The organism is Nostoc sp., assembly GCF_036917415.1.
In the GTDB taxonomy this organism is placed as follows: Bacteria; Cyanobacteriota; Cyanobacteriia; order Cyanobacteriales; family Nostocaceae; genus Nostoc.
The window spans coordinates 1-18,735 of record NZ_JBALDJ010000004.1; the positions used below are offsets into that span (position 1 = coordinate 1).

At 42.4% G+C, this 18,735-nt stretch carries 15 protein-coding genes, 2 pseudogenes and 1 CRISPR repeat array; of the genes and pseudogenes, 6 read left to right on the top strand and 11 right to left on the bottom strand.

Annotated features, from left to right (window positions below):
* Nucleotides 1-245 precede the first annotated feature (245 nt).
* A pseudogene (locus V7K41_RS00625) lies at nucleotides 246-437 on the bottom strand (gluconolactonase); the annotation flags it as partial.
* Between the two features lie 49 nt (nucleotides 438-486).
* The gene (locus V7K41_RS00630) at nucleotides 487-642 is read right to left on the bottom strand and encodes a hypothetical protein (protein WP_334845237.1); all 156 of its coding nucleotides are present in this window, start codon (nucleotides 640-642) and stop codon (nucleotides 487-489) included.
* Nucleotides 643-769: 127 nt separating this feature from the next.
* Between V7K41_RS00630 and V7K41_RS00635 the strand changes: the two genes are divergently transcribed.
* The 4 genes from V7K41_RS00635 to V7K41_RS00645 all read left to right on the top strand — a co-directional run bounded on the left by V7K41_RS00635 (nucleotide 770) and on the right by V7K41_RS00645 (nucleotide 5,113).
* Nucleotides 770-2,377, top strand: a complete 1,608-nt coding sequence (locus tag V7K41_RS00635) for an NHLP bacteriocin system secretion protein (RefSeq protein ID WP_334845238.1) — start codon at nucleotides 770-772, stop codon at nucleotides 2,375-2,377.
* 6 nt (nucleotides 2,378-2,383) lie between these two features.
* Nucleotides 2,384-4,627, top strand: a complete 2,244-nt coding sequence (locus tag V7K41_RS00640; protein ID WP_334845239.1) for an NHLP family bacteriocin export ABC transporter peptidase/permease/ATPase subunit — start codon at nucleotides 2,384-2,386, stop codon at nucleotides 4,625-4,627.
* A gap of 102 nt (nucleotides 4,628-4,729) precedes the next feature.
* The gene (locus V7K41_RS32745) at nucleotides 4,730-4,843 is read left to right on the top strand and encodes a DUF6888 family protein (protein WP_442943088.1); all 114 of its coding nucleotides are present in this window, start codon (nucleotides 4,730-4,732) and stop codon (nucleotides 4,841-4,843) included.
* A gap of 66 nt (nucleotides 4,844-4,909) precedes the next feature.
* A complete protein-coding gene (locus tag V7K41_RS00645; protein ID WP_334845240.1) occupies nucleotides 4,910-5,113 on the top strand; it encodes a DUF6887 family protein in 204 nt (67 codons plus the stop codon).
* On the opposite strand, the gene V7K41_RS00650 is transcribed toward V7K41_RS00645, so the two are convergent.
* From V7K41_RS00650 to V7K41_RS00665, 4 genes are all read right to left on the bottom strand, one after another.
* The gene (locus V7K41_RS00650; protein ID WP_334845241.1) at nucleotides 5,088-5,390 is read right to left on the bottom strand and encodes a T3SS effector HopA1 family protein; all 303 of its coding nucleotides are present in this window, start codon (nucleotides 5,388-5,390) and stop codon (nucleotides 5,088-5,090) included. The two genes, V7K41_RS00645 and V7K41_RS00650, sit on opposite strands and share 26 nt — an antisense overlap.
* A 287-nt stretch (nucleotides 5,391-5,677) precedes the next feature.
* On the bottom strand, nucleotides 5,678-5,899 hold the full coding sequence (locus tag V7K41_RS00655) for a hypothetical protein (RefSeq protein WP_334845242.1): 222 nt from the start codon (nucleotides 5,897-5,899) through the stop codon (nucleotides 5,678-5,680).
* 154 nt (nucleotides 5,900-6,053) lie between these two features.
* Entirely contained in the window at nucleotides 6,054-7,160 is a 1,107-nt protein-coding gene (locus V7K41_RS00660; RefSeq protein ID WP_334845243.1) for a T3SS effector HopA1 family protein, read from the bottom strand.
* 36 nt (nucleotides 7,161-7,196) lie between these two features.
* Nucleotides 7,197-8,330 carry an aminoglycoside phosphotransferase family protein gene (locus V7K41_RS00665; protein WP_334845244.1) on the bottom strand — a complete coding sequence of 378 codons (1,134 nt, stop codon included), beginning with the start codon at nucleotides 8,328-8,330 and terminating at the stop codon, nucleotides 7,197-7,199.
* Nucleotides 8,331-8,412: 82 nt separating this feature from the next.
* On the opposite strand from V7K41_RS00665, the gene V7K41_RS00670 reads away from it, so the two are divergent.
* Nucleotides 8,413-11,118: an NHLP bacteriocin export ABC transporter permease/ATPase subunit gene (locus V7K41_RS00670; protein ID WP_334845245.1), complete on the top strand. Its 2,706-nt coding sequence runs from the start codon at nucleotides 8,413-8,415 to the stop codon at nucleotides 11,116-11,118.
* A 280-nt stretch (nucleotides 11,119-11,398) separates the two neighbouring features.
* On the opposite strand, the gene V7K41_RS00675 is transcribed toward V7K41_RS00670, so the two are convergent.
* The 5 genes and pseudogenes from V7K41_RS00675 to V7K41_RS00695 all read right to left on the bottom strand — a co-directional run bounded on the left by V7K41_RS00675 (nucleotide 11,399) and on the right by V7K41_RS00695 (nucleotide 16,830).
* Nucleotides 11,399-11,515, bottom strand: a complete 117-nt coding sequence (locus tag V7K41_RS00675; protein ID WP_334845246.1) for a hypothetical protein — start codon at nucleotides 11,513-11,515, stop codon at nucleotides 11,399-11,401.
* A 70-nt stretch (nucleotides 11,516-11,585) separates the two neighbouring features.
* A pseudogene (locus V7K41_RS00680) lies at nucleotides 11,586-11,924 on the bottom strand (gluconolactonase); the annotation flags it as partial.
* 6 nt (nucleotides 11,925-11,930) lie between these two features.
* Nucleotides 11,931-12,677, bottom strand: a complete 747-nt coding sequence (locus V7K41_RS00685; protein ID WP_334845247.1) for an SDR family oxidoreductase — start codon at nucleotides 12,675-12,677, stop codon at nucleotides 11,931-11,933.
* 143 nt (nucleotides 12,678-12,820) lie between these two features.
* Nucleotides 12,821-15,090: direct repeats of the CRISPR family, unit length 37 nt; unit sequence GTTTCAATCCCTAATAGGGATTTTGATGAATTGCAAT.
* A 399-nt stretch (nucleotides 15,091-15,489) separates the two neighbouring features.
* Complete coding sequence (locus V7K41_RS00690; protein WP_334845248.1) at nucleotides 15,490-15,786, bottom strand: hypothetical protein; 297 nt, start codon at nucleotides 15,784-15,786, stop codon at nucleotides 15,490-15,492.
* A gap of 207 nt (nucleotides 15,787-15,993) precedes the next feature.
* Complete coding sequence (locus tag V7K41_RS00695; protein WP_334845249.1) at nucleotides 15,994-16,830, bottom strand: prephenate/arogenate dehydrogenase; 837 nt, start codon at nucleotides 16,828-16,830, stop codon at nucleotides 15,994-15,996.
* Between the two features lie 70 nt (nucleotides 16,831-16,900).
* Between V7K41_RS00695 and V7K41_RS00700 the strand changes: the two genes are divergently transcribed.
* The gene (locus tag V7K41_RS00700) at nucleotides 16,901-18,463 is read left to right on the top strand and encodes a pentapeptide repeat-containing protein (RefSeq protein ID WP_334845250.1); all 1,563 of its coding nucleotides are present in this window, start codon (nucleotides 16,901-16,903) and stop codon (nucleotides 18,461-18,463) included.
* Nucleotides 18,464-18,735: the final 272 nt, after the last annotated feature.

Below are 18,735 nucleotides of genomic sequence, written 5' to 3' on the forward strand. Positions count from 1 at the left end.
CTAAGAAACCGTGCCATAGAGGAACTGGTACTCAACGCCAGCCACTTAATTTTTCCATTATCAATACTGCTTAATTCTTAACCGAAAAGTATTGCATTAGTTATGTCAATCAATTTTGGATTTTAGATTTTTTCACGTAGTTTGATTTTCGGAAAGCGAGTATCAATTTGCTTGCTGTGAAACATTTTTAAATTTGGGATTTTCAATTGAAAATCCCAAATTTAAAATATAAAATTCGGTGATGCTCAAGCCAAGGGATACCCAGTTTTTCCAACTTCAAGCCGAACAACATTAGCAGGAACGACACCAGTGGGTGGAGGTAAAAACATTCCACCATTAGTCACAACATAAATTGCGGTGCGATCGCTCTCAGTTTGACCAAAAGCCACGGCTGTGCTATTAATTACACCTGCCTCGGCTTGAGCAATAATAGTACTAGGGGTTTTTGTAGCAATCGTGCAGAAACTTACGCTAAGGCTGAAACAGTTACCAGTAAAGAGTTTCAGCCCACGCTTTCACCGCACCCTTATCAGAGCGCAAAGGACGCATCCCGCCATTATTCAAAGACTCAGGTAAATTAAAATGGTAGCGCCCTAACATATTTTGAAAGCAGCTTTGATAGAATTTAGGTAATATTATCATTTGATAGGTCTTGTTGATAATACCTGACCTATCTTTTTTACCCTAAAACGGTCACACTCTTATATTTCCTGGGTCTCAGCCCCTTTGTCACCCCTTCAGCAATTGCGTAAGTCCACTATCGGTAAAAATGCCCAATAAAGCGAGAAAACTTTTCCGTGAAGAAGCGTTAGAACGCTTGAACTCTCCAGAACAGCTTGACCGACTGATGCAGGTTACAAGCCGCCAAGCCTGGGTGCCCTTGGTTTCTATGGGCTTAGTGGTAGCTGTAGCTGGCATCTGGAGTGTAGTTGGGCGAATTCCCCTCAGCGTCACAGGTTTTGGCGTGTTAATCCGACCTCGTAATGTGGTGCAATTTCAAGCACTTGGTGGCGGTCAATTGTTAACCCTAAATATCAAGCCAGGAGATGTAGTTAGGCAAGATCAAGTACTCGCTACAATCGACCAATCTAGTGTTAGGCAACAACTACAACAAGAAAACGCAAAATTTATTCAGATCAAAGAGCAGAACCAAGATACAGATAGGCTGCAAAAGCAACAAATAGCGCTGCAACAAAGAACCCTTGAGCAGCAGCAAAAAGACCTTGAAGAAAGCCTGCGTCGAGAGTCAGTAGCACCAATGCTACACTCCGAAACGTTAAGAGCGTTAGAGCAAAAACGACAAAGCGTTGAGCAAAGCCTGTCAAGAGAAAAAGTCGAGCCAGTGCTTTACAAACAAACTCTTGCCGCACTAGCAGAAAAACGCAAAAGTCTTCTAGAGCGCTCATCAAAAATTAGCTCATTACTGCAAACTTTGCAACAACGAGTTGAAAATCGTCGTAATCTCTTTCAACAGAAAGTAATTAGTCAGGATGTACTGCTGCAAGCCCAGCAGGACTTGTTGAACCAAGAGACGCAACTGGGGGATATTCAAACACAACTCAAAGACCTTGATGTTCAAAAAACGTCGAGCGAACGGGAATATCTACAAAATCTTAATAGAATTGACGATATCAAAAATAACATTCAAGAAATTAAAGTTCAAAAAACCAATGCCGACCGGGAATACCTGCAAAATTTGAATAAAATTGACGATATTAAAACCAAAATTAAAGATATTGAAGCCCAAAAAAACAAACTAGTTCAACAAGATTTAGAAAAGTCCATAGGGACATTAAATCAAATTCAGGAAGTTAGAAGCAAGATTGCTCGGTTAAAACTGCAATTAACTCAGTCTGGACAAATTATCAGCAAATATAATGGTCGCGTCTTGTCAGTTGGTGTCCTCCCCGGTCAAATTGTCAGCGCAGGTACCCGGATTGGGACGATTGAAGCTGAAGATCCCAACACCAAACTGTCTAGTCTTGTTTACTTTGCTGATAAAGATGGCAAGCTTCTAAAACCTGGTATGACAGTACAAGTCACACCCAGCGTTGTCAAGCGCGATCGCTTTGGTGGAATTGTTGGGGTAGTAACGAACGTTTCTCCTTTTCCCGTGACAACTCAAGATATAGAGGCGCAAGTTGGCAACGAAGACTTAGCTCGTAGCCTTGCCAATAGTAACGCAGCTCGCGTCCAAGTTCAGATCCAACTACAAGAAGACCCACATACCACCAGTGGCTACAAATGGTCTTCTTCCAATGGTCCGGCACTTAAAATTTCATCAGGTACGACTACGCAAGTCCGCGTCAAAGTTGGAGAAGTCGCACCTATCTCTTACATTATTCCAATATTTCGCTCTTGGACGGGCATATATTAATAGAATATGCCGAGTGCCTTCATTAAAAGTATTCTATCCCGACCTAAAACCAGTCGCGTCCGTACCCCCACGCTGCTGCAAATCGAAGCAACCGAATGCGGGGCTGCTGCCCTCGGAATTATTCTCAGCTATTACTCGCGTATTGTCCCCTTGGCAGAATTGCGGCACGAGTGTGGCGTCTCGCGAGATGGTAGCAACGCCTTTAATATCGTCAAAGCAGCAAGGAACTATGGCTTAAATGCCAAAGGTTTCAAACCGTCTCTGGAAAGCCTCAAAACCCTGCCTCCCCCCTACATTGTCTTTTGGAATTTCAACCACTTTCTCGTGGTGGAAGGGTTTGCTAAAAACCACGTTTACCTCAACGACCCAGCTGCAGGACGCCGGACAGTTTCTATTGAAGAGTTTGGTCGTGCTTACACTGGTGTCGCTTTAATGATGCAACCAGGGGCGGAATTTAAGCCTGGAGGTCAAAAAAATAACATTTTTACTGCCTTAGCCTCACGCTTGCAACACTCACGCCGCACTATCGTATTCTGCTTCCTAGTAGGGCTATTACTAACAGCCCCTCGGTTGGCAGTGCCTGGTTTTACTCAGGTATTTGTGGATGAAATTCTCATTTCTGAGCGACAAGACTGGATACGACCGCTGGTAATAGGAATGGTTCTCACTGGTGTGCTACGGGCACTACTTGCCAGACTGCGGCTTACCTACCTACGGGGGTTGATGCTGAAGTTGTCGGTTACGCTGTCGGGGCAGTTTCTTTGGCATATTCTCCGCTTGCCAGTTGGGTTTTATGCCCAACGCTTCGCAGGTGAAATCAGTAGCAGGGTGTCACTCAACGATAAAGTAGCAGATATACTCTCAGGTCGCCTTGCCACCACGGTCATCGACGCAGTGATGATGGTCTTTTACTTTCTAAGTATGCTTCAATACGACCTTGTACTGACAGGTGTAGCTGTTGGTTTTGCTGCGATCAACTTTTTCGCCCTCCAGTGGCTATCGCAAACGCGGGTGGATGCCAATATGAAGTTGGCGGCTGAATATGGTAAGGTCAATGGGGTGGCGATCGCTGGCATTCAAACGATAGAAACAATCAAAGCTTCCGGGCTTGAGTCTGATTCATTTGCTAAATTCGCCGGGTACTATGCCAAAGCACTCAACGCCCAGCAGGAATTAGCTTTACAGACTCAAATTCTGACAATAATACCTACTCTTTTGACAGCGCTGACCACGGCTTCTATTTTAATTGTCGGCGGCTTCCGCGTGATGAACGGCAGCCTCAGTATTGGGATGCTCGTCGCGTACCAGAGTTTAACAGCCAGTTTTCTAGCTCCTATCAACAGTCTCGTCAATTTCGGCAGTACGCTGCAAGATTTAGAAGCTGACTTAAACCGCCTTGATGACGTATTGCAAAATTCTGTCGATCCAGAAGCGCAGAGGGGAGCAGGGGAGCAGGGGAGCAGGGAAGCAGGGAATGCAGAGGAACAAAGAGAAAATACATCTAACCTTCTGCCTTCTGCCTTTCGGTTGCAGGGTTATGTTGAGTTACGAGATATCACCTTTGGCTACAGTCGCGTAGATGACCCTTTGATTGAGAACTTTAGCTTAATTTTGCAGCCGGGACAACGAGTGGCGATAGTAGGGGGGAGTGGTTCTGGCAAGTCTACAATTGCCAAGCTAGTTTGTGGTTTATACGAACCTTGGTCGGGGGAAATTTGCTTTGATTGCGTACCCAGAACTCAGATTTCTCGCTCTATACTGGCGAACTCTTTAGCAATGGTAGAACAAGATATCTTTCTATTTGCTGGAACTATCCGAGAAAATCTTACTTTGTGGGATTCAACAGTCTCACAAGCTGATTTGGTGCAGGCTTGCTCTGACGCAGCTATTCACAATTTAATTGAATCTATGCCGGGGGGATATGATGCCAAGTTGATTGAAGGGGGAATGAACATCAGTGGTGGACAGCGTCAGCGCTTAGAAATTGCTCGCGCAATGGTTCGGAATCCGGCGGTATTGGTCATGGATGAAGCGACTTCAGCGCTGGATGCTCAAACAGAACTAATAATTGATCGGAATTTGCGGCGACGTGGTTGCTCTTGTATTGTCATCGCTCACCGACTCAGCACTATTCGCGATTGTGATGAAATTATTGTACTGGAACAAGGAAAAGTGGTGCAGCGGGGCACTCATGAAGAGTTATGGCACTCAAGGGGGAAATATGCCAGCTTACTGCGTACTGAAGAATAATTGTAGATGTGAAGGCAAGGGAGGCGGTTTATTCTGCTGCTAAACTGAACGTTAATAAGATAAATCTTGTAAATATAGTCAAAAAAAGGAAACAGTAAGTAATTGCCTACTGAAAAGCAAAAAGATGCTGCTATCTTAGTCTGTCAACTACTTTCTAATTTATTGCAACCAATTTTATTGTTTAGATACGATCCTTTGCAAAAATCATCTTCTTAATTGCTGGGAGAGAGGAAAGCTTAGAAATTACCATTTATGAAAATGGAAACTGGGAGTTTAATACTGATGACGAAACCTGATTTTCAACAAATGACCCGTAAGGAATTGAAAAAATATATCTTGACTCATCCGACTGATGATGAAGCCATCAGAGAATTATTCATTAACCGCCGCAACCCTAATGTTAAAGTTTATCCTTATCCCTACGATATGCCCTATGAGGAAGTCGAAGCCATTTTTAAATCTAAGTTAAATCAAAGTGAGTCGTAAAGCTGAACTTCAGTGGCAAAACATTGTAAAGAGCTGTCATTACTTGCCTAATTCGGTTATAATGACTTTTCTCAAAATACAAAATTTCGGAATCATAGCGATGGTAGTCTTTTGGATTGTATAAAACCTTAAAACTAAAAGGAATCGCCATCTGATTTAGCTGCTGTGTGAGATTTCCCATCACCGCAACAGCACCAGTTGGAGTCAAATTGAAATAAAAAGGATGATTACAGGAGCTTTCGTCTTGCCCTAAAGTGTCAACTTGATGTTTAACCATTAATTTCACGTTAGTTTTACCCCACCCCGCGATCTCGGTGAACTCACCAGTCCCCTCTGGGAATTAGGGGCAGGGAGGTTTTGGCAAGAGATAAAACCGGGGTAGGGTGAAGCGACAATTGTGGACAGGTATAATATTGTGCCAAAAAGTATTGAGGTTTTGCCAGCGATAGAAACCCAAAATTAAACAACGCTTTATTGGTACAGGAGTTTGTCCAAGCCAATAAAGCGTTGTCGGTTTAATAGATTTATACTACTACAAAAAGCACAAACAATGTGCAAAAATCACTAAGCTTGAACGCTTAGGTCGAGCGCACTAACGTCTACAGCAGCATTTGCTTTATTATCTATGTGTGCCAAGTTCGCCACCCCTACATCAGCTCCACCACCAGACACTGACATTAAATCCGCGTCGTCCAGTTCGTCAGACAATTCCCAATTGCCAAAAAGTTCTTGTCCCTTGTTGCTTACTGTTGTATTGGATACAGCTTTTTCTTGGTTATTAAACATGTTTTTTCTCCTGTATTTCTTTCGTTAAATTTCGTGTCTTTTTGATTCCTGATTAAAGTCTACTGGGTAGACACTGTATTTCTTTCTATCTTCGGTAGTAATTAATTAGATAGTTTTTTTCTACCCAAAGACAGTTAAAAACTTTCAACTACGATTAGAACAAGCTTGTATAGATATGAGTTGAGTTGGCATTCAAATACACATGCGATAAGTCGATCTTCAAACGCTCAAACTGCTCAAACACAGCTTTTATACGCCCACTTGCTGTACCAATCTTTTGTTCACTAGCTTCTAGCAACCCATTGGCGACAATTTGACAGCGATTCATTCCAAAGCTTTCTTTGACAGCAAATTTTTGGTCTGGTTCCTCAGCCAATCCCAACCCTGGTGCTAGCTGCAAGGTGAATAGCGGCACTTCTGAGTTAAAATGCGATTCGTTCTGTTTGTAAACAGTTGTGATTACTTGCCTAATTCGGTCATAATGACTTTTCTCAAAATACAAAACTCCAGAATCATAGCGATGGTAGTCTTTTGGATTGTATAAAACCTTAAAACTAAAAGGAATCGCCATCTGATTTAGCTGCTGTGTGAGATTTCCCATCACCGCAACAGCACCAGTTGGAGTCAAATTGAAATAAATTCGCACCAATGGGAGATTACCTTTCACTGACCGACTTTTTAACCCCTGATTGCCCACCGCCATGTAAAAGCCACTTTGGACTCGATTCTTAGGCAAAAGGACAGCGACTGCATCACCCACACTCGCCGCGTGTTCATTCGGTTGAAGATGGCGCGATTTCTCGATATGCAGCCTCAAATTATTCTTAGTGACTGCTAATGTACCATCAGTTTCTTCTCTAACAACAGACCAACCACCGTCAAAGTAGCCTTCTCCACAATTACTTTGATGCAATTGCTCATAAAAGTCCATATCTACTCCCAAATAAGTATTATTCTCCAAATCTAGGGGTAAATTATTTGACGATGCATCTAGTGCCAACGCACGTCGCATAGAACCGTTGTAATATATGCCGTAGAGAAAACCCCGCAATTGCAAACTCAGATATTTTTGCTGCATCTGCGGATTGAGTTTCTGAAAACGAGCAACTGCCTCAACTGGCAATTCCAATGGTTTGTAATCGGGATGGCGAATCGAAAAATCCGCGCTCACTTCCACTTTATGAGCAATATCTTCTAAAACAGACAGTAATCGCTCACTTACACCAGCCTGAATTAAAGTTTGAGTAGAATATGTATGCATAATTATTGGCAGAATTTTCTCAAAAAGCACGCAAGTTCAAGTTAATTCAACAGCAGTACCAAAAATCGTTGACATTGACTGTTGTGGATTGCATAATAACGTCAAAGCAACCTGCATCATAGCAATACCCGTATTGCTAAAAGATTTTTGATGCTGAATTGTTGCCTGAATCTGTTGAATCAAAGCAAAACCCACAAATTGCACGACTCGCTCCCAGAAATCGGGGCGATGTTCTAAAATTTCGGGAAACGTCTTCTCATAAGCACTAGCTAATGCAGCGATTGAAGGCTGAAGCTGTTCCAAAGGCGTTATCGCCAAGCCTAAAGATTCTTCAAGACTTAAAGACTTACTGATAATTAAGCTACTCAGCCAGAGACGCACATAGCTACCAATGAGAGTTCCTAAATCCATTGCCGGATCTCCCCAAGCAGAACGTTCCCAATCAATCAGCCGGATAATATTTGTACCCCCATGCTGCCAATTGCTGTGCAAAAGAATATTATTCAGCTTCAAGTCATTGTGGGTGAGACAAGAGGAAGTAAAAGTGCTGCCTAATTGGGCGATCGCTTGTCCCAAATCATCATACCGCTGGTAGAGGGCAAAAAACCTCAGCCCGTCATCTGGCACTGAACCAAAAATTTCCGGCGAAATCCTTTCCAACCTCCCGATTAAATATTTTACAAAGTCAGAAGCAGATTTTTGAGAATTTTGCCGGAAAAAATCTTCATATTCTGGACGGTTGAAAGTATCACGATGAATCGTTGCAAGAATTGTACCAATTGCCGTTGCGATTTCACTGTTGAAGCTATTTTCCTTTTGGTAAAAATCACTTAAATCGCGATAGTCATCTCTGTAGGTTTGGACAATAATGGAATTCTCCCTGTCAAAATGCAGCACTTCTGGCAAAAATAAGCGTAGGTGATTCAGTTCCGAAAATCGCTCGTTAAATTCTTTCAGCAGCCATTCACCCAAAATGTCACCCGCTGCTTTCCCCTGTTTATGTTGCTCTTGCTTAACCAGAAGCTTACTACTGTCATGAAAAGTCACTAATAAGTTAAAGTTTTTAGCGAAAACTGGCTCTACCTTACTGGTTGCTTGTTCGGAATTATTGCATAAGTTATGCTCAACTAAATACTCGAAAACATTATGAGATTTTAACAGGAATGGCATAAATTTCAGGTACTTTACTTTTGCAAAAAAACTAAGTAGAAGGTTGGGTAATTTTGCATAACCTTGGTATTGTAATAGATATATGGAAGTCCTGTATCGCCTGAAAGCAAATGAACGACTACTGCTAGATGACCCAGAAAAGGTATGGGTTGTCAAGAGTGGGTCTATATCATTGTTTGCCACAAAAGTCAAGGATGAGATGCCTGTAGGCGATCGCCCCAAAGAAGCGGCTCAAAACGAGCATCGCCGTTATTTATTCAATGTAGGTGCTTTCGAAGCGTTGTTTGGTGCAGCAACCAGTAATCCAGAATCTTTGAGTTTAGCAGCAGTAGCAATTTCAGCAACAGAATTATCCCAAATTTCAATTGCAGATTTGGCAGCATCAAGTGCGCCTTCGGGTGAAACAGGAGCGATCGCCCTTTTACAGGGTTGGGTAAATCATTTAAATGAGATATTCAGGACGGAACCCACAGCAGCAAATTTTGAGCGCTACTTTTCATTAATAAAGTCAGAAAATGCTGCTTCTTTACCAAGCATTTTGGCTGATTTACATTCGGAATTCTTCGACTGTTTAAAGAAGCTCCAACAGCAGGAAACAGAGACAGGCTTTCGCCAATTTCAACAACGAGAACAACTAAATCGTCAGGTAGTCAATTCTGCACTCTCTAAGTTAGCTTCCGTATTGCAACCGCAGCAAGAAACTGCATTTTCTGAACTTGGAACGCCTTTATTGGTGGCAGCTGGTGCAGTAGCAAAGGTAATGGGGATAACTATTAGTCCACCTGCACAGTCGGATAACCTAAGTCGAGCTAAAGATCCAGTGGAGGCTCTAGCGCATTCCTCCCAAATTCGCACCCGTCGTGTAGTCCTAGAGGATGGCTGGTGGCTTCATGAGCATGGTCCTCTTTTAGCTTACACTTTTGAAGAACAGCGTCCAGTAGCATTGTTGCCAGCAAACAGCCGTTATATTTTATTCGATCCAGTAACGCGCACACGCACATCTGTAGATAAGGTAATCGCAGCAACACTCTACAGAGAAGCATACCAGTTTTACCGACCTTTACCCAACGTCGTCAACAATGTAATTCAGTTGTTCCAGTTTGGCATCAAGGGTTATCAAAAAGACATAATTCTAGTTTTGATAGTTGGAATTATTGGCTCCCTATTGGGGATGGTTGTGCCGCAAGCAACAGCGCTTTTGGTGGATAATGCAATTCCAGATAGCTCTAGCAGTTTGTTAGGGCAAATAGGGCTGGCATTGTTTGCACTCTTGTTGGGAAGGACAGCCTTTGCAATGTCCTCTGGTATTATTTCACTGCGAATCGAAAATGCTGCTAATGGCGCGTTGCAGCCTGCAATTTGGGACAAACTGCTGAGATTAAGTCCGGCATTTTTTCGCGATTATTCCTCTGGTGACTTGGTAAACCGCATCTTGTCAGTGAACCAGATTCGTCAGATACTGTCAGGGGGAACGCAACGCACTTTATTGAGCGCACTGTTTGCTTTACTCAATGGAGTGCTGATGTTTGTTTACAGTTGGCAACTAGCTTTAGTAGGGGTAGGTATAGCTCTTTTGACAACTATTGTCACCACTGTTGCAAGCTTGCTGGTAATACGTAAATTGCGACGACAGCAAGAACTAGAAGGCGAGATTAACGGGCTAACTGTACAACTAATTAACGGCGTAGCCAAGCTACGGGTAGCAATGGCAGAAGAACGGGCGTTTGCGGTTTGGGCAGAGCAGTACAGCAAGCGTTCACGGTTCAAGGCTAGTTTCCAACTTATAAGAGACAATGTTTCTGTGTTTAACGAGGTACTGTCCCTGGTCACTTTGGCGCTGTTGTTTTGGTTTGCGACTGAATCTATTGCGATGGCTCAAGTGGAGGGGTTGACGGTGGGCAAGTTTTTGGCTTTTAATGCTGCATTGGGCATTTTTCTTGGGGGAGTCAGCGACCTCAGTAATACTTTGACTGACATTTTGACGATTGTGCCATTGTGGGAACGGGCAGAGCCAATTTTACAAGCACAACCGGAGTACGATCCAAGCAAGGCAAACCCAGGAGACTTGATGGGTCGCGTAGCTTTAGACAATGTTACCTTTCGCTACCGTGACGATGGATTGCCGATACTTAATGATGTCAGTCTTTACGCAGATCCAGGAGAATTTGTAGCGATAGTGGGAGCTTCCGGAAGTGGAAAGTCAACGATATTCCGGTTGTTATTGGGGTTTGAGACTCCACTCTCAGGAACAGTGTACTATGATCGCTTTGACTTGGCTTCCCTGGATCTTCAGGCAGTGCGAAGGCAGTTGGGGGTAGTGCTGCAAAATGGTCGCATTGGCACAGGTTCAATTTTTGAGAATATCACTGCTGGGGCATTAGTTTCGCACGCTCAAGCTCTGTCAGCCGCACGAATGGCGGGTTTTGCTGATGATATCGCCCTTCTTCCTATGGGATTGCACACTGTTATTAGTGAAGGTGGTACCAATCTTTCTGGGGGACAGCGACAGCGATTGTTAATTGCTAGAGCGCTTGTCAATCAACCGAAAATTATCTTGATGGATGAGGCTACCAGTTCCTTGGATAACCGCACGCAAGCGATCGTAACTGAAAGTTTAAATCAGTTGAAGGCAACTCGGATAGTGATTGCCCACCGCCTCAGCACGATTCGCAATGCTGACCGAATTTATGTGATTGAAGCGGGTCGCGTGGTGCAGATGGGTACGTTTGAGGAACTGGTTAAGCTTGAAGGGCTATTTGCTCAATTGGTAGCACGACAAATGGAATAATAAGCATTTTCCAAATTACTAAGTGTGACTTTTTGCGGTCGTGCTTCGTCAAATACTAGTAGCAGGCGTTTTAGTAGCAATCGTACAGAAACTTACGCTAAGGTTGAAAGCCTTACCGGATAAAGGTTATAAGCGCCAAGATTTTAGGTGTAGTGCATTTCACCTGTAATTAGTCTGTCCAAAAAGACTCAAACCGTTGCGGAGACATTTGCGTGTAGCGCACGGTATAGTGAATATTCTTATGTCCCAAGTAGTCTTGAATGGCTCTTGTATCGTGACCTCAGTTAGCTAAATAATAACCACAAGCATGGCGTAGCTGAAGGGGATGAACTGGTTGAATAATTCCTGCTTTTTCACCGGCTCGTGCAATAATGTGACGAATAACTCTGGTGGACAATGGAGCTTTACGCTCGGAAACAAACACATATGGGATATCAGGATAATCCCGTTGTATCTGACGCAACACTCGGCAGTTTCAGCAAGGTTTCCACTGTCCCATCATGGGCAACTAAAGAAATCACTGGTATGGAATCAGCATTCCAACCTGTTGCCACTAAACCCCCGTTGGCAGCGAAAGCAAGACCACTCACTTTACCCTCAACAGTCGCATGAATTTGCTGATTACCATCTGCACTAATGCGAACAATCTTGCCAACTTCGTGATTAGTTACAAATATTGTGCCATCTGGTGCGATCGCTATATTTTCCAAAAAAGTATTGACCGGGAAAGAGGCAATCACTTTAGCAGGTGCTAATTCAATGGTCGTATCTAAATAAATAGGCGGTAAACCTGCGGAATTTCCCATCTTAACCTACCACTGTAATTGAATGGGGCCACCAAACTTTCGCATCTCTGCAAAAAATAGTCCTTGTGCTCCTCCATCGGGAAGTGTTGCTAAATAAACAGCTGTTTGCGCTCCTTCTTCTGCCGTGAACGGAGCATCATCTCCCCCCATATCGGTCTTCATCCAACCTGGAGAATAGGCATTTACGAGAATATTAGTACCTTGGAGTTCTTTCCCCAGAATTGCTGTTAGTCCATTCACTCCCACCTTTGAGAGTCGGTAGGAAGGCGCTAAAGGGTAGTAGTCACCCGGAACTGACACTAGAGATACCATTTCCGTTGAGATATTGACAATGCGACCGTAGTTTTGCACCTTCATTAACGGAATTAATGCTTGAGAAATTCTGAGTACAGCTAAAACATTAGTTTCAAAGGTTGATCGCATCGTTTCCAGTTGGACAGTCAGTAAGCTGGACTCTTCAGGTTTTGTTGTGGGATTTACACCTGCATTATTGACTAGAATATCTGCTTTGCCGTAAGTTCCACGCAACCACTCGGTAAACTGCTGCACGCTTCCATCATTGGTAACATCCAGCTTGTGATAGTCAACATCAAGCCCTTCACTGGACAACTGCTGCTTGGCAGCAAGACCATCTGTTTCATTACGACTCGTCAGAATTACGCGGTTGCCAATTTGGGATAATTGACGGGATATTGCATATCCTAGCCCTCGATTACTTCCTGTAACTACAGCAATCCTTTTTTGAGTCGTCATTTTTATGACCTTCAAACTGCTTTTAAGCTTACTGTACTGAGATGTTGTAAATTAAGCAAATTTATTTTAGGAATATATCTTAGGTTTTATGTATTGACAATAAATGCCAAATATGAATAAGTTTAAAAACTCCAGGAATATCAGTTTCAATCCCTAATAGGGATTTTGATGAATTGCAATGTCTTGGAGGTAGTTTGGAAAGCACGTTGTCTTTGTTTCAATCCCTAATAGGGATTTTGATGAATTGCAATCTTAACAATCCTTTCCCACTGATATTTCTACTTTCGTTTCAATCCCTAATAGGGATTTTGATGAATTGCAATCCCTCGGTGGGTCGCTCTCCAGCGTTGCCCGTTGAGTTTCAATCCCTAATAGGGATTTTGATGAATTGCAATCTTTACTCTGTACGCAGACGTTTTGCGTGACCCGTTTCAATCCCTAATAGGGATTTTGATGAATTGCAATTAGGGGTAAACGATTTAGCAGTAGGCAAAAGAGGGTTTCAATCCCTAATAGGGATTTTGATGAATTGCAATTGGAAAACGAAGCATTCCGTCTTTGAATTTTATTGGTTTCAATCCCTAATAGGGATTTTGATGAATTGCAATAGCTAATCTGCCAAGAGCTTGGGGAATAGAAAGTTGTTTCAATCCCTAATAGGGATTTTGATGAATTGCAATGGCATAATTTGATGCGTAGCAGTCTGATTTGATTAGTTTCAATCCCTAATAGGGATTTTGATGAATTGCAATGACAATTGCTCATGGCAATTGAAGACTTGTGGTTTGATGTTTCAATCCCTAATAGGGATTTTGATGAATTGCAATAAAAATATTACTTCAATGTCCCATACTAGTTTGTTTCAATCCCTAATAGGGATTTTGATGAATTGCAATTCTTATCTCCACACACTTATATCTATGGTACAAAAGTTTCAATCCCTAATAGGGATTTTGATGAATTGCAATCACCGGTGATGCTAACAATCTCCTCACCATAGGGATTCGTTTCAATCCCTAATAGGGATTTTGATGAATTGCAATTCTTGCTGCTACTTCTACCCAGCTTTGGATTTATGTTTCAATCCCTAATAGGGATTTTGATGAATTGCAATTTACCTACCGATAACCCTAATCAACACTGGGCATTGTTTCAATCCCTAATAGGGATTTTGATGAATTGCAATCCGCGAAGATTTATTTGGCTTGAGAAAGGCAAGTGTTTCAATCCCTAATAGGGATTTTGATGAATTGCAATAATATCCCACCCACTTGGCATAAGAGGAATTGTAATGTTTCAATCCCTAATAGGGATTTTGATGAATTGCAATATCGCGCTGCCCGACAACCTGCCAGACTTAACTTATGGTTTCAATCCCTAATAGGGATTTTGATGAATTGCAATGTGTTGGTGTTGTTGGGGGTGGCTGCGGGGCATGTTTCAATCCCTAATAGGGATTTTGATGAATTGCAATGCTTTAGACATCAGTTGTCTGCTCTGGCTGCCCGTTTCAATCCCTAATAGGGATTTTGATGAATTGCAATCCTCTGTTTAAATCGTTTTGCTGAGAAGCTGAATCGTTTCAATCCCTAATAGGGATTTTGATGAATTGCAATCTGGTGAAATAGATAAAATCCGCGTCAAGCTATCTGTTTCAATCCCTAATAGGGATTTTGATGAATTGCAATTCAAGGTAAGTGGCTTCCTGCCTGGAAATGTCATGTTTCAATCCCTAATAGGGATTTTGATGAATTGCAATTTCCAACCAGAGATTGTTTTCATTGACTCACTATCGTTTCAATCCCTAATAGGGATTTTGATGAATTGCAATGCAATAATTCCCCGCCCACTACACCTACTAATTCGTTTCAATCCCTAATAGGGATTTTGATGAATTGCAATTCTACTATTTCTGCTTGTGCCACTGACTCTTCATCGTTTCAATCCCTAATAGGGATTTTGATGAATTGCAATATCACAGCCCTTTCTGACAAATACATCATTCACCTGTTTCAATCCCTAATAGGGATTTTGATGAATTGCAATGAGCAAATTCATAATCGCCTTTATTTACGGGCGTTTCAATCCCTAATAGGGATTTTGATGAATTGCAATGAAGGCAATGAAGTTCCGCCGCCAATTAACTCCATTGATGTTTCAATCCCTAATAGGGATTTTGATGAATTGCAATCCGAAGCTGCTAAAAAACAGGCAAATGATGCTCTGTACGAGTTTCAATCCCTAATAGGGATTTTGATGAATTGCAATCATCTTGAGAACCCCCAAAAACAATACCAGTACTGTTTCAATCCCTAATAGGGATTTTGATGAATTGCAATAAAAGCTTTGAAACTCTTAACAAAGAATTAGAAAAACGTTTCAATCCCTAATAGGGATTTTGATGAATTGCAATAGCGGGAGCCGGAAAGCCAAGCTATATTTAGTTTTCAAGGTACGGTTGCGCGATTCTGGAGCAATCATAGCATTAGAGAATTACTTTGGGAAGAGTGCCGGGAAAGATTAAAGGCTGACACCCTAGTTTTTGTGAGCATTTCAGAGATTGCGCGGATGATAATTGGGTGATGAGTGGGGTGAAACGCTTGCTGGGATTGAGATAGAAGCACTTTTTTGTGGCTGTGGAATTTGTACACCTACCCATTCGCGCATTTGACATACAGGAACTCTGTGAGAGATGCGATCGCTAAAAATAACCTAATGGTGATGGGGGGCGCGATCGCTGCCTTCGGAGCCAGAAATCCCAGTCTTTATATGCTTATAGCCTCCCACATCACACACAACACTTGTAATAATGTTAGTCTTGAGACTCCTCAGAGATAGATTCTGATTCTGTTTCAAGTTCTTCTGTTTTAACTTTGACGGTTGGAGGTTTAACGGGTTTTGGGCCACGCGCTAGTGCAGGATTCACCGGTGGTCTGCTTTCATCTCTATATGATGATGCTTTTTTCCCTTTGTCAGACGAGCGATCGCGGTTCGGTTTTGAGCTTTTGGGGTTGGATTCAATAGGGGTTACAGAATCCGAATTTTCGGAATTGCTGTCAGTGCTTCCTTGAGACTGACGTTCCGATTTTTTGATTGGACGTTCTACCATTGTTGATTTTTGTAAATTTATCTGTATGGTACATCGGTTTGGTGACTATCAGACTGTTGAGTAGCATTTTTAAAGATTTTATTGTTGGAATTTCTGAGTAGCTGTGGAAAGTTGTTTTGACAAAAAAGCAGCCAACAAACTTTATTAATTAACTCACTAAATTAAAAAATGGGTGCGTTATCCATAGCTAAACGCACCCGATAACTATTAAACAAAATCAGATCGTGCCTGTTGCCTTGATTTAAACTTATCTTCTAAAACTGCCCAATTTTCTTGCTCAATTAAGTTAGTCAACTCATCGAGGTTTTGACGATATTGTTGCAGCGATCGCAGCAATGCTTGACGATTATACCGCGCCATCATCACGCCCAACTCTGGATTCCCGCCACCCACACGACTGGTATCCCGAAAACCCGAACTAGCTAACTTTTGGGCTAATTGCAAAACATCGGAGTCAGTTTCGCTCAAACAAGCAGCAATCAACGAGGAACTGACCATTACCGGTAAATGGGAAATCCAACTCACAGCGCGATCGTGTTGTTCTGGTTGACAATAGTAGATATTAGCTCCTAGCGATCGCACAATTTCTTCTACAACTGTAATTGCACTAGTTGGTGTTGTCGTTATCGGTGTTAGAACATAAGGTTTATCAACAAATAAATCTCGCTGTGCAGCTTCTATCCCACTATCTGTTCTTCCCGCCATTGGATGACCGCCGATAAAATTATCCCAAAGGGGAGTAATATCCTTGACTATCTGTGCTTTCGCCGAACCCACATCAGTCACGACTGTAGCGAGAGGCAAATGAGCGACTAACTGTTCAAATTGGGGCACAATAAGGGCTAGAGGTGTACAAATAAATACAACTTCTGCGGCTGCTAACAGGCTCAGATCGACTGATGCTTCATTAACACTGCCGAGGGTAACTGCCTTTTGACAGGTAGCTTCACGGCGACTAACTCCTAAGATATGATGTCCTTGCGATCGCAAATCAAAACCCAAAGATCCGCCTATCAGTCCCAATCCTAAAATTCCAATATTCATTTTTGATTTTGACATTCCGTTTTTTATGACTTTACCAACTATTAAAGTTGGCATCCAAGGGGTAGCATCGATGACTGTAGAGGAATTACTGGAACAATATGCAGCAGGAGTCTTAAACTTTAGTGGTATTGACCTCCCAGAAGCCAACCTGAGTGGGGTCAAACTCAGTGGCGTGAATCTGAGCGATGCTAATTTGAGTATAGTCAACCTGAGTGGCGCGAATCTGAGTGAAGCTAACTTGAGCAATGCCAAGCTGAATGTAGCCAGACTGAGTGGCGCGAATCTATGCAGCGCCATCCTCAACAACGCCAGTCTCAACGTCGCTAATTTGATTCGAGCGGATCTGAGTCGCGCTCAACTCAAAGGAGCCTCATTGATCCGCGCCGAGTTAATTCGCGCTGACCTCAGTCGTGCTGACTTGTTGGAGGCTGACCTTACCAGTGCTGATTTGCGAGAGGCCACACTCCGCCAAGCAAATCTCCGTCACACTAACTTAAGTGAGACTGTCTTGAGAGGTGCTTCCTTAACCGCAGCCAACTTAGAGATGGCTAACTTAAACGCCAGCGATCTCAGTCGTTCTGACCTGAGTGGTGCAAATTTGCGAGATGCCGAACTCAGACAAGCCAATCTCAGCCATGCTAATTTGAGCGGGGCAGATTTGAGTGGTGCTAATCTCCGGTGGGCAGATTTGAGCGGTGCAAATCTCCGGTGGGCAGATTTGAGCGGTGCAAAATTGAGCGGGGCTGATTTAATTGGCGCAGATTTAAGCAATGCCAATTTAACAAATACAAGTTTAGTCCACGCCAATTTAACTCAGGCAAAATTAATTAGAGCAGAATGGATCGGTGCTGACTTAACAGGAGCAACTTTAACAGGAGCAAAGCTTTATGCCACCTCCAGGTTTGGTTTAAAAACTGAAGGGATGGTTTGTGAATGGGTCGATCTTAGCCCAGCTGGCGATCGCTCCATTGTCCAAAACTTCCATTCTCAAGAGTCACGAGATTTTTTTAACGAAACACCGCCAACAATTCGGATTATTGTTGATGCAGCCCTAGAACACGAAGCCAATTTTGCGATCGCTGGCGCTTACTACCAAATTGCTCAAGAATATCGAGGGCTGAAACAACCTCCAAGCATCGAAAGTGGTCGTCGCCGGACTACTTTCACCTTTCATGTAGATAGCGACGAAGCATTATTTTCCACAGCTTACATTGTCATTCTTCCCTTTCTAGATGCGGCATCTACTCAAAAAAATATTTCCTGTATAGTGGAAATGATTAACAGTGAAGTTGTTGCAAACCAAAACTTCAAATCGCCTCATATAGTGAAACAATTAAATACTCTTTTTGAACAAGCTATGAATCAGGCTACAACAATTAAACAGATGAAAAAAAATATCGAAGTAGCCGCAAAATTAAATTTTTGTAAAGCTCCAGCCCAAATAGTTTTAACGAATTCCAGTGCCCACACTTTGATTGTTTATGACCATCCCAACTTTGGAAAAAGATTTATTAATCGCTCTGCTCTCAATGCTTCAGCTTATGATATGTCCAGTGATTCAACAAAAAATATATTATCTTCATTAGATATTATTATAGATTTTGTTAAAGGATTTCATTATATTAATCATTAGTCATTGGTCATTGGTCATTGGTCATTGGTCATTAGTCATTAGGAATGGGGGATTGGGCATTGGGTATTAGTTAGGCACTTCCAACAAATAAATTATGCAATCTTGTGGGGCGGATAAGATGTCAACCCCACAATAAGTAGCCGAGTATTTTTTTTTGGAAGTCCCTTATTGGACGATTGACAAATGACAAATGACAAATGACAAATGACAAATGACAAATGACAAATGACAAATGACAAATGACAAATGACAAATGACAAATGACAAATGAC

Excerpts from the sequence above, each read along its gene's own strand:
- V7K41_RS00630 (WP_334845237.1), bottom strand. The coding sequence starts at position 642 with ATGATAATATTACCTAAATTCTATCAAAGCTGCTTTCAAAATATGTTA.
- V7K41_RS00635 (WP_334845238.1), top strand. The coding sequence starts at position 770 with ATGCCCAATAAAGCGAGAAAACTTTTCCGTGAAGAAGCGTTAGAACGC.
- V7K41_RS00640 (WP_334845239.1), top strand. The coding sequence starts at position 2,384 with ATGCCGAGTGCCTTCATTAAAAGTATTCTATCCCGACCTAAAACCAGT.
- V7K41_RS00645 (WP_334845240.1), top strand. The coding sequence starts at position 4,910 with ATGACGAAACCTGATTTTCAACAAATGACCCGTAAGGAATTGAAAAAA.
- V7K41_RS00650 (WP_334845241.1), bottom strand. The coding sequence starts at position 5,390 with ATGGTTAAACATCAAGTTGACACTTTAGGGCAAGACGAAAGCTCCTGT.
- V7K41_RS00655 (WP_334845242.1), bottom strand. The coding sequence starts at position 5,899 with ATGTTTAATAACCAAGAAAAAGCTGTATCCAATACAACAGTAAGCAAC.
- V7K41_RS00660 (WP_334845243.1), bottom strand. The coding sequence starts at position 7,160 with ATGCATACATATTCTACTCAAACTTTAATTCAGGCTGGTGTAAGTGAG.
- V7K41_RS00665 (WP_334845244.1), bottom strand. The coding sequence starts at position 8,330 with ATGCCATTCCTGTTAAAATCTCATAATGTTTTCGAGTATTTAGTTGAG.
- V7K41_RS00670 (WP_334845245.1), top strand. The coding sequence starts at position 8,413 with ATGGAAGTCCTGTATCGCCTGAAAGCAAATGAACGACTACTGCTAGAT.
- V7K41_RS00685 (WP_334845247.1), bottom strand. The coding sequence starts at position 12,677 with ATGACGACTCAAAAAAGGATTGCTGTAGTTACAGGAAGTAATCGAGGG.
- V7K41_RS00690 (WP_334845248.1), bottom strand. The coding sequence starts at position 15,786 with ATGGTAGAACGTCCAATCAAAAAATCGGAACGTCAGTCTCAAGGAAGC.
- V7K41_RS00695 (WP_334845249.1), bottom strand. The coding sequence starts at position 16,830 with ATGAATATTGGAATTTTAGGATTGGGACTGATAGGCGGATCTTTGGGT.
- V7K41_RS00700 (WP_334845250.1), top strand. The coding sequence starts at position 16,901 with ATGACTGTAGAGGAATTACTGGAACAATATGCAGCAGGAGTCTTAAAC.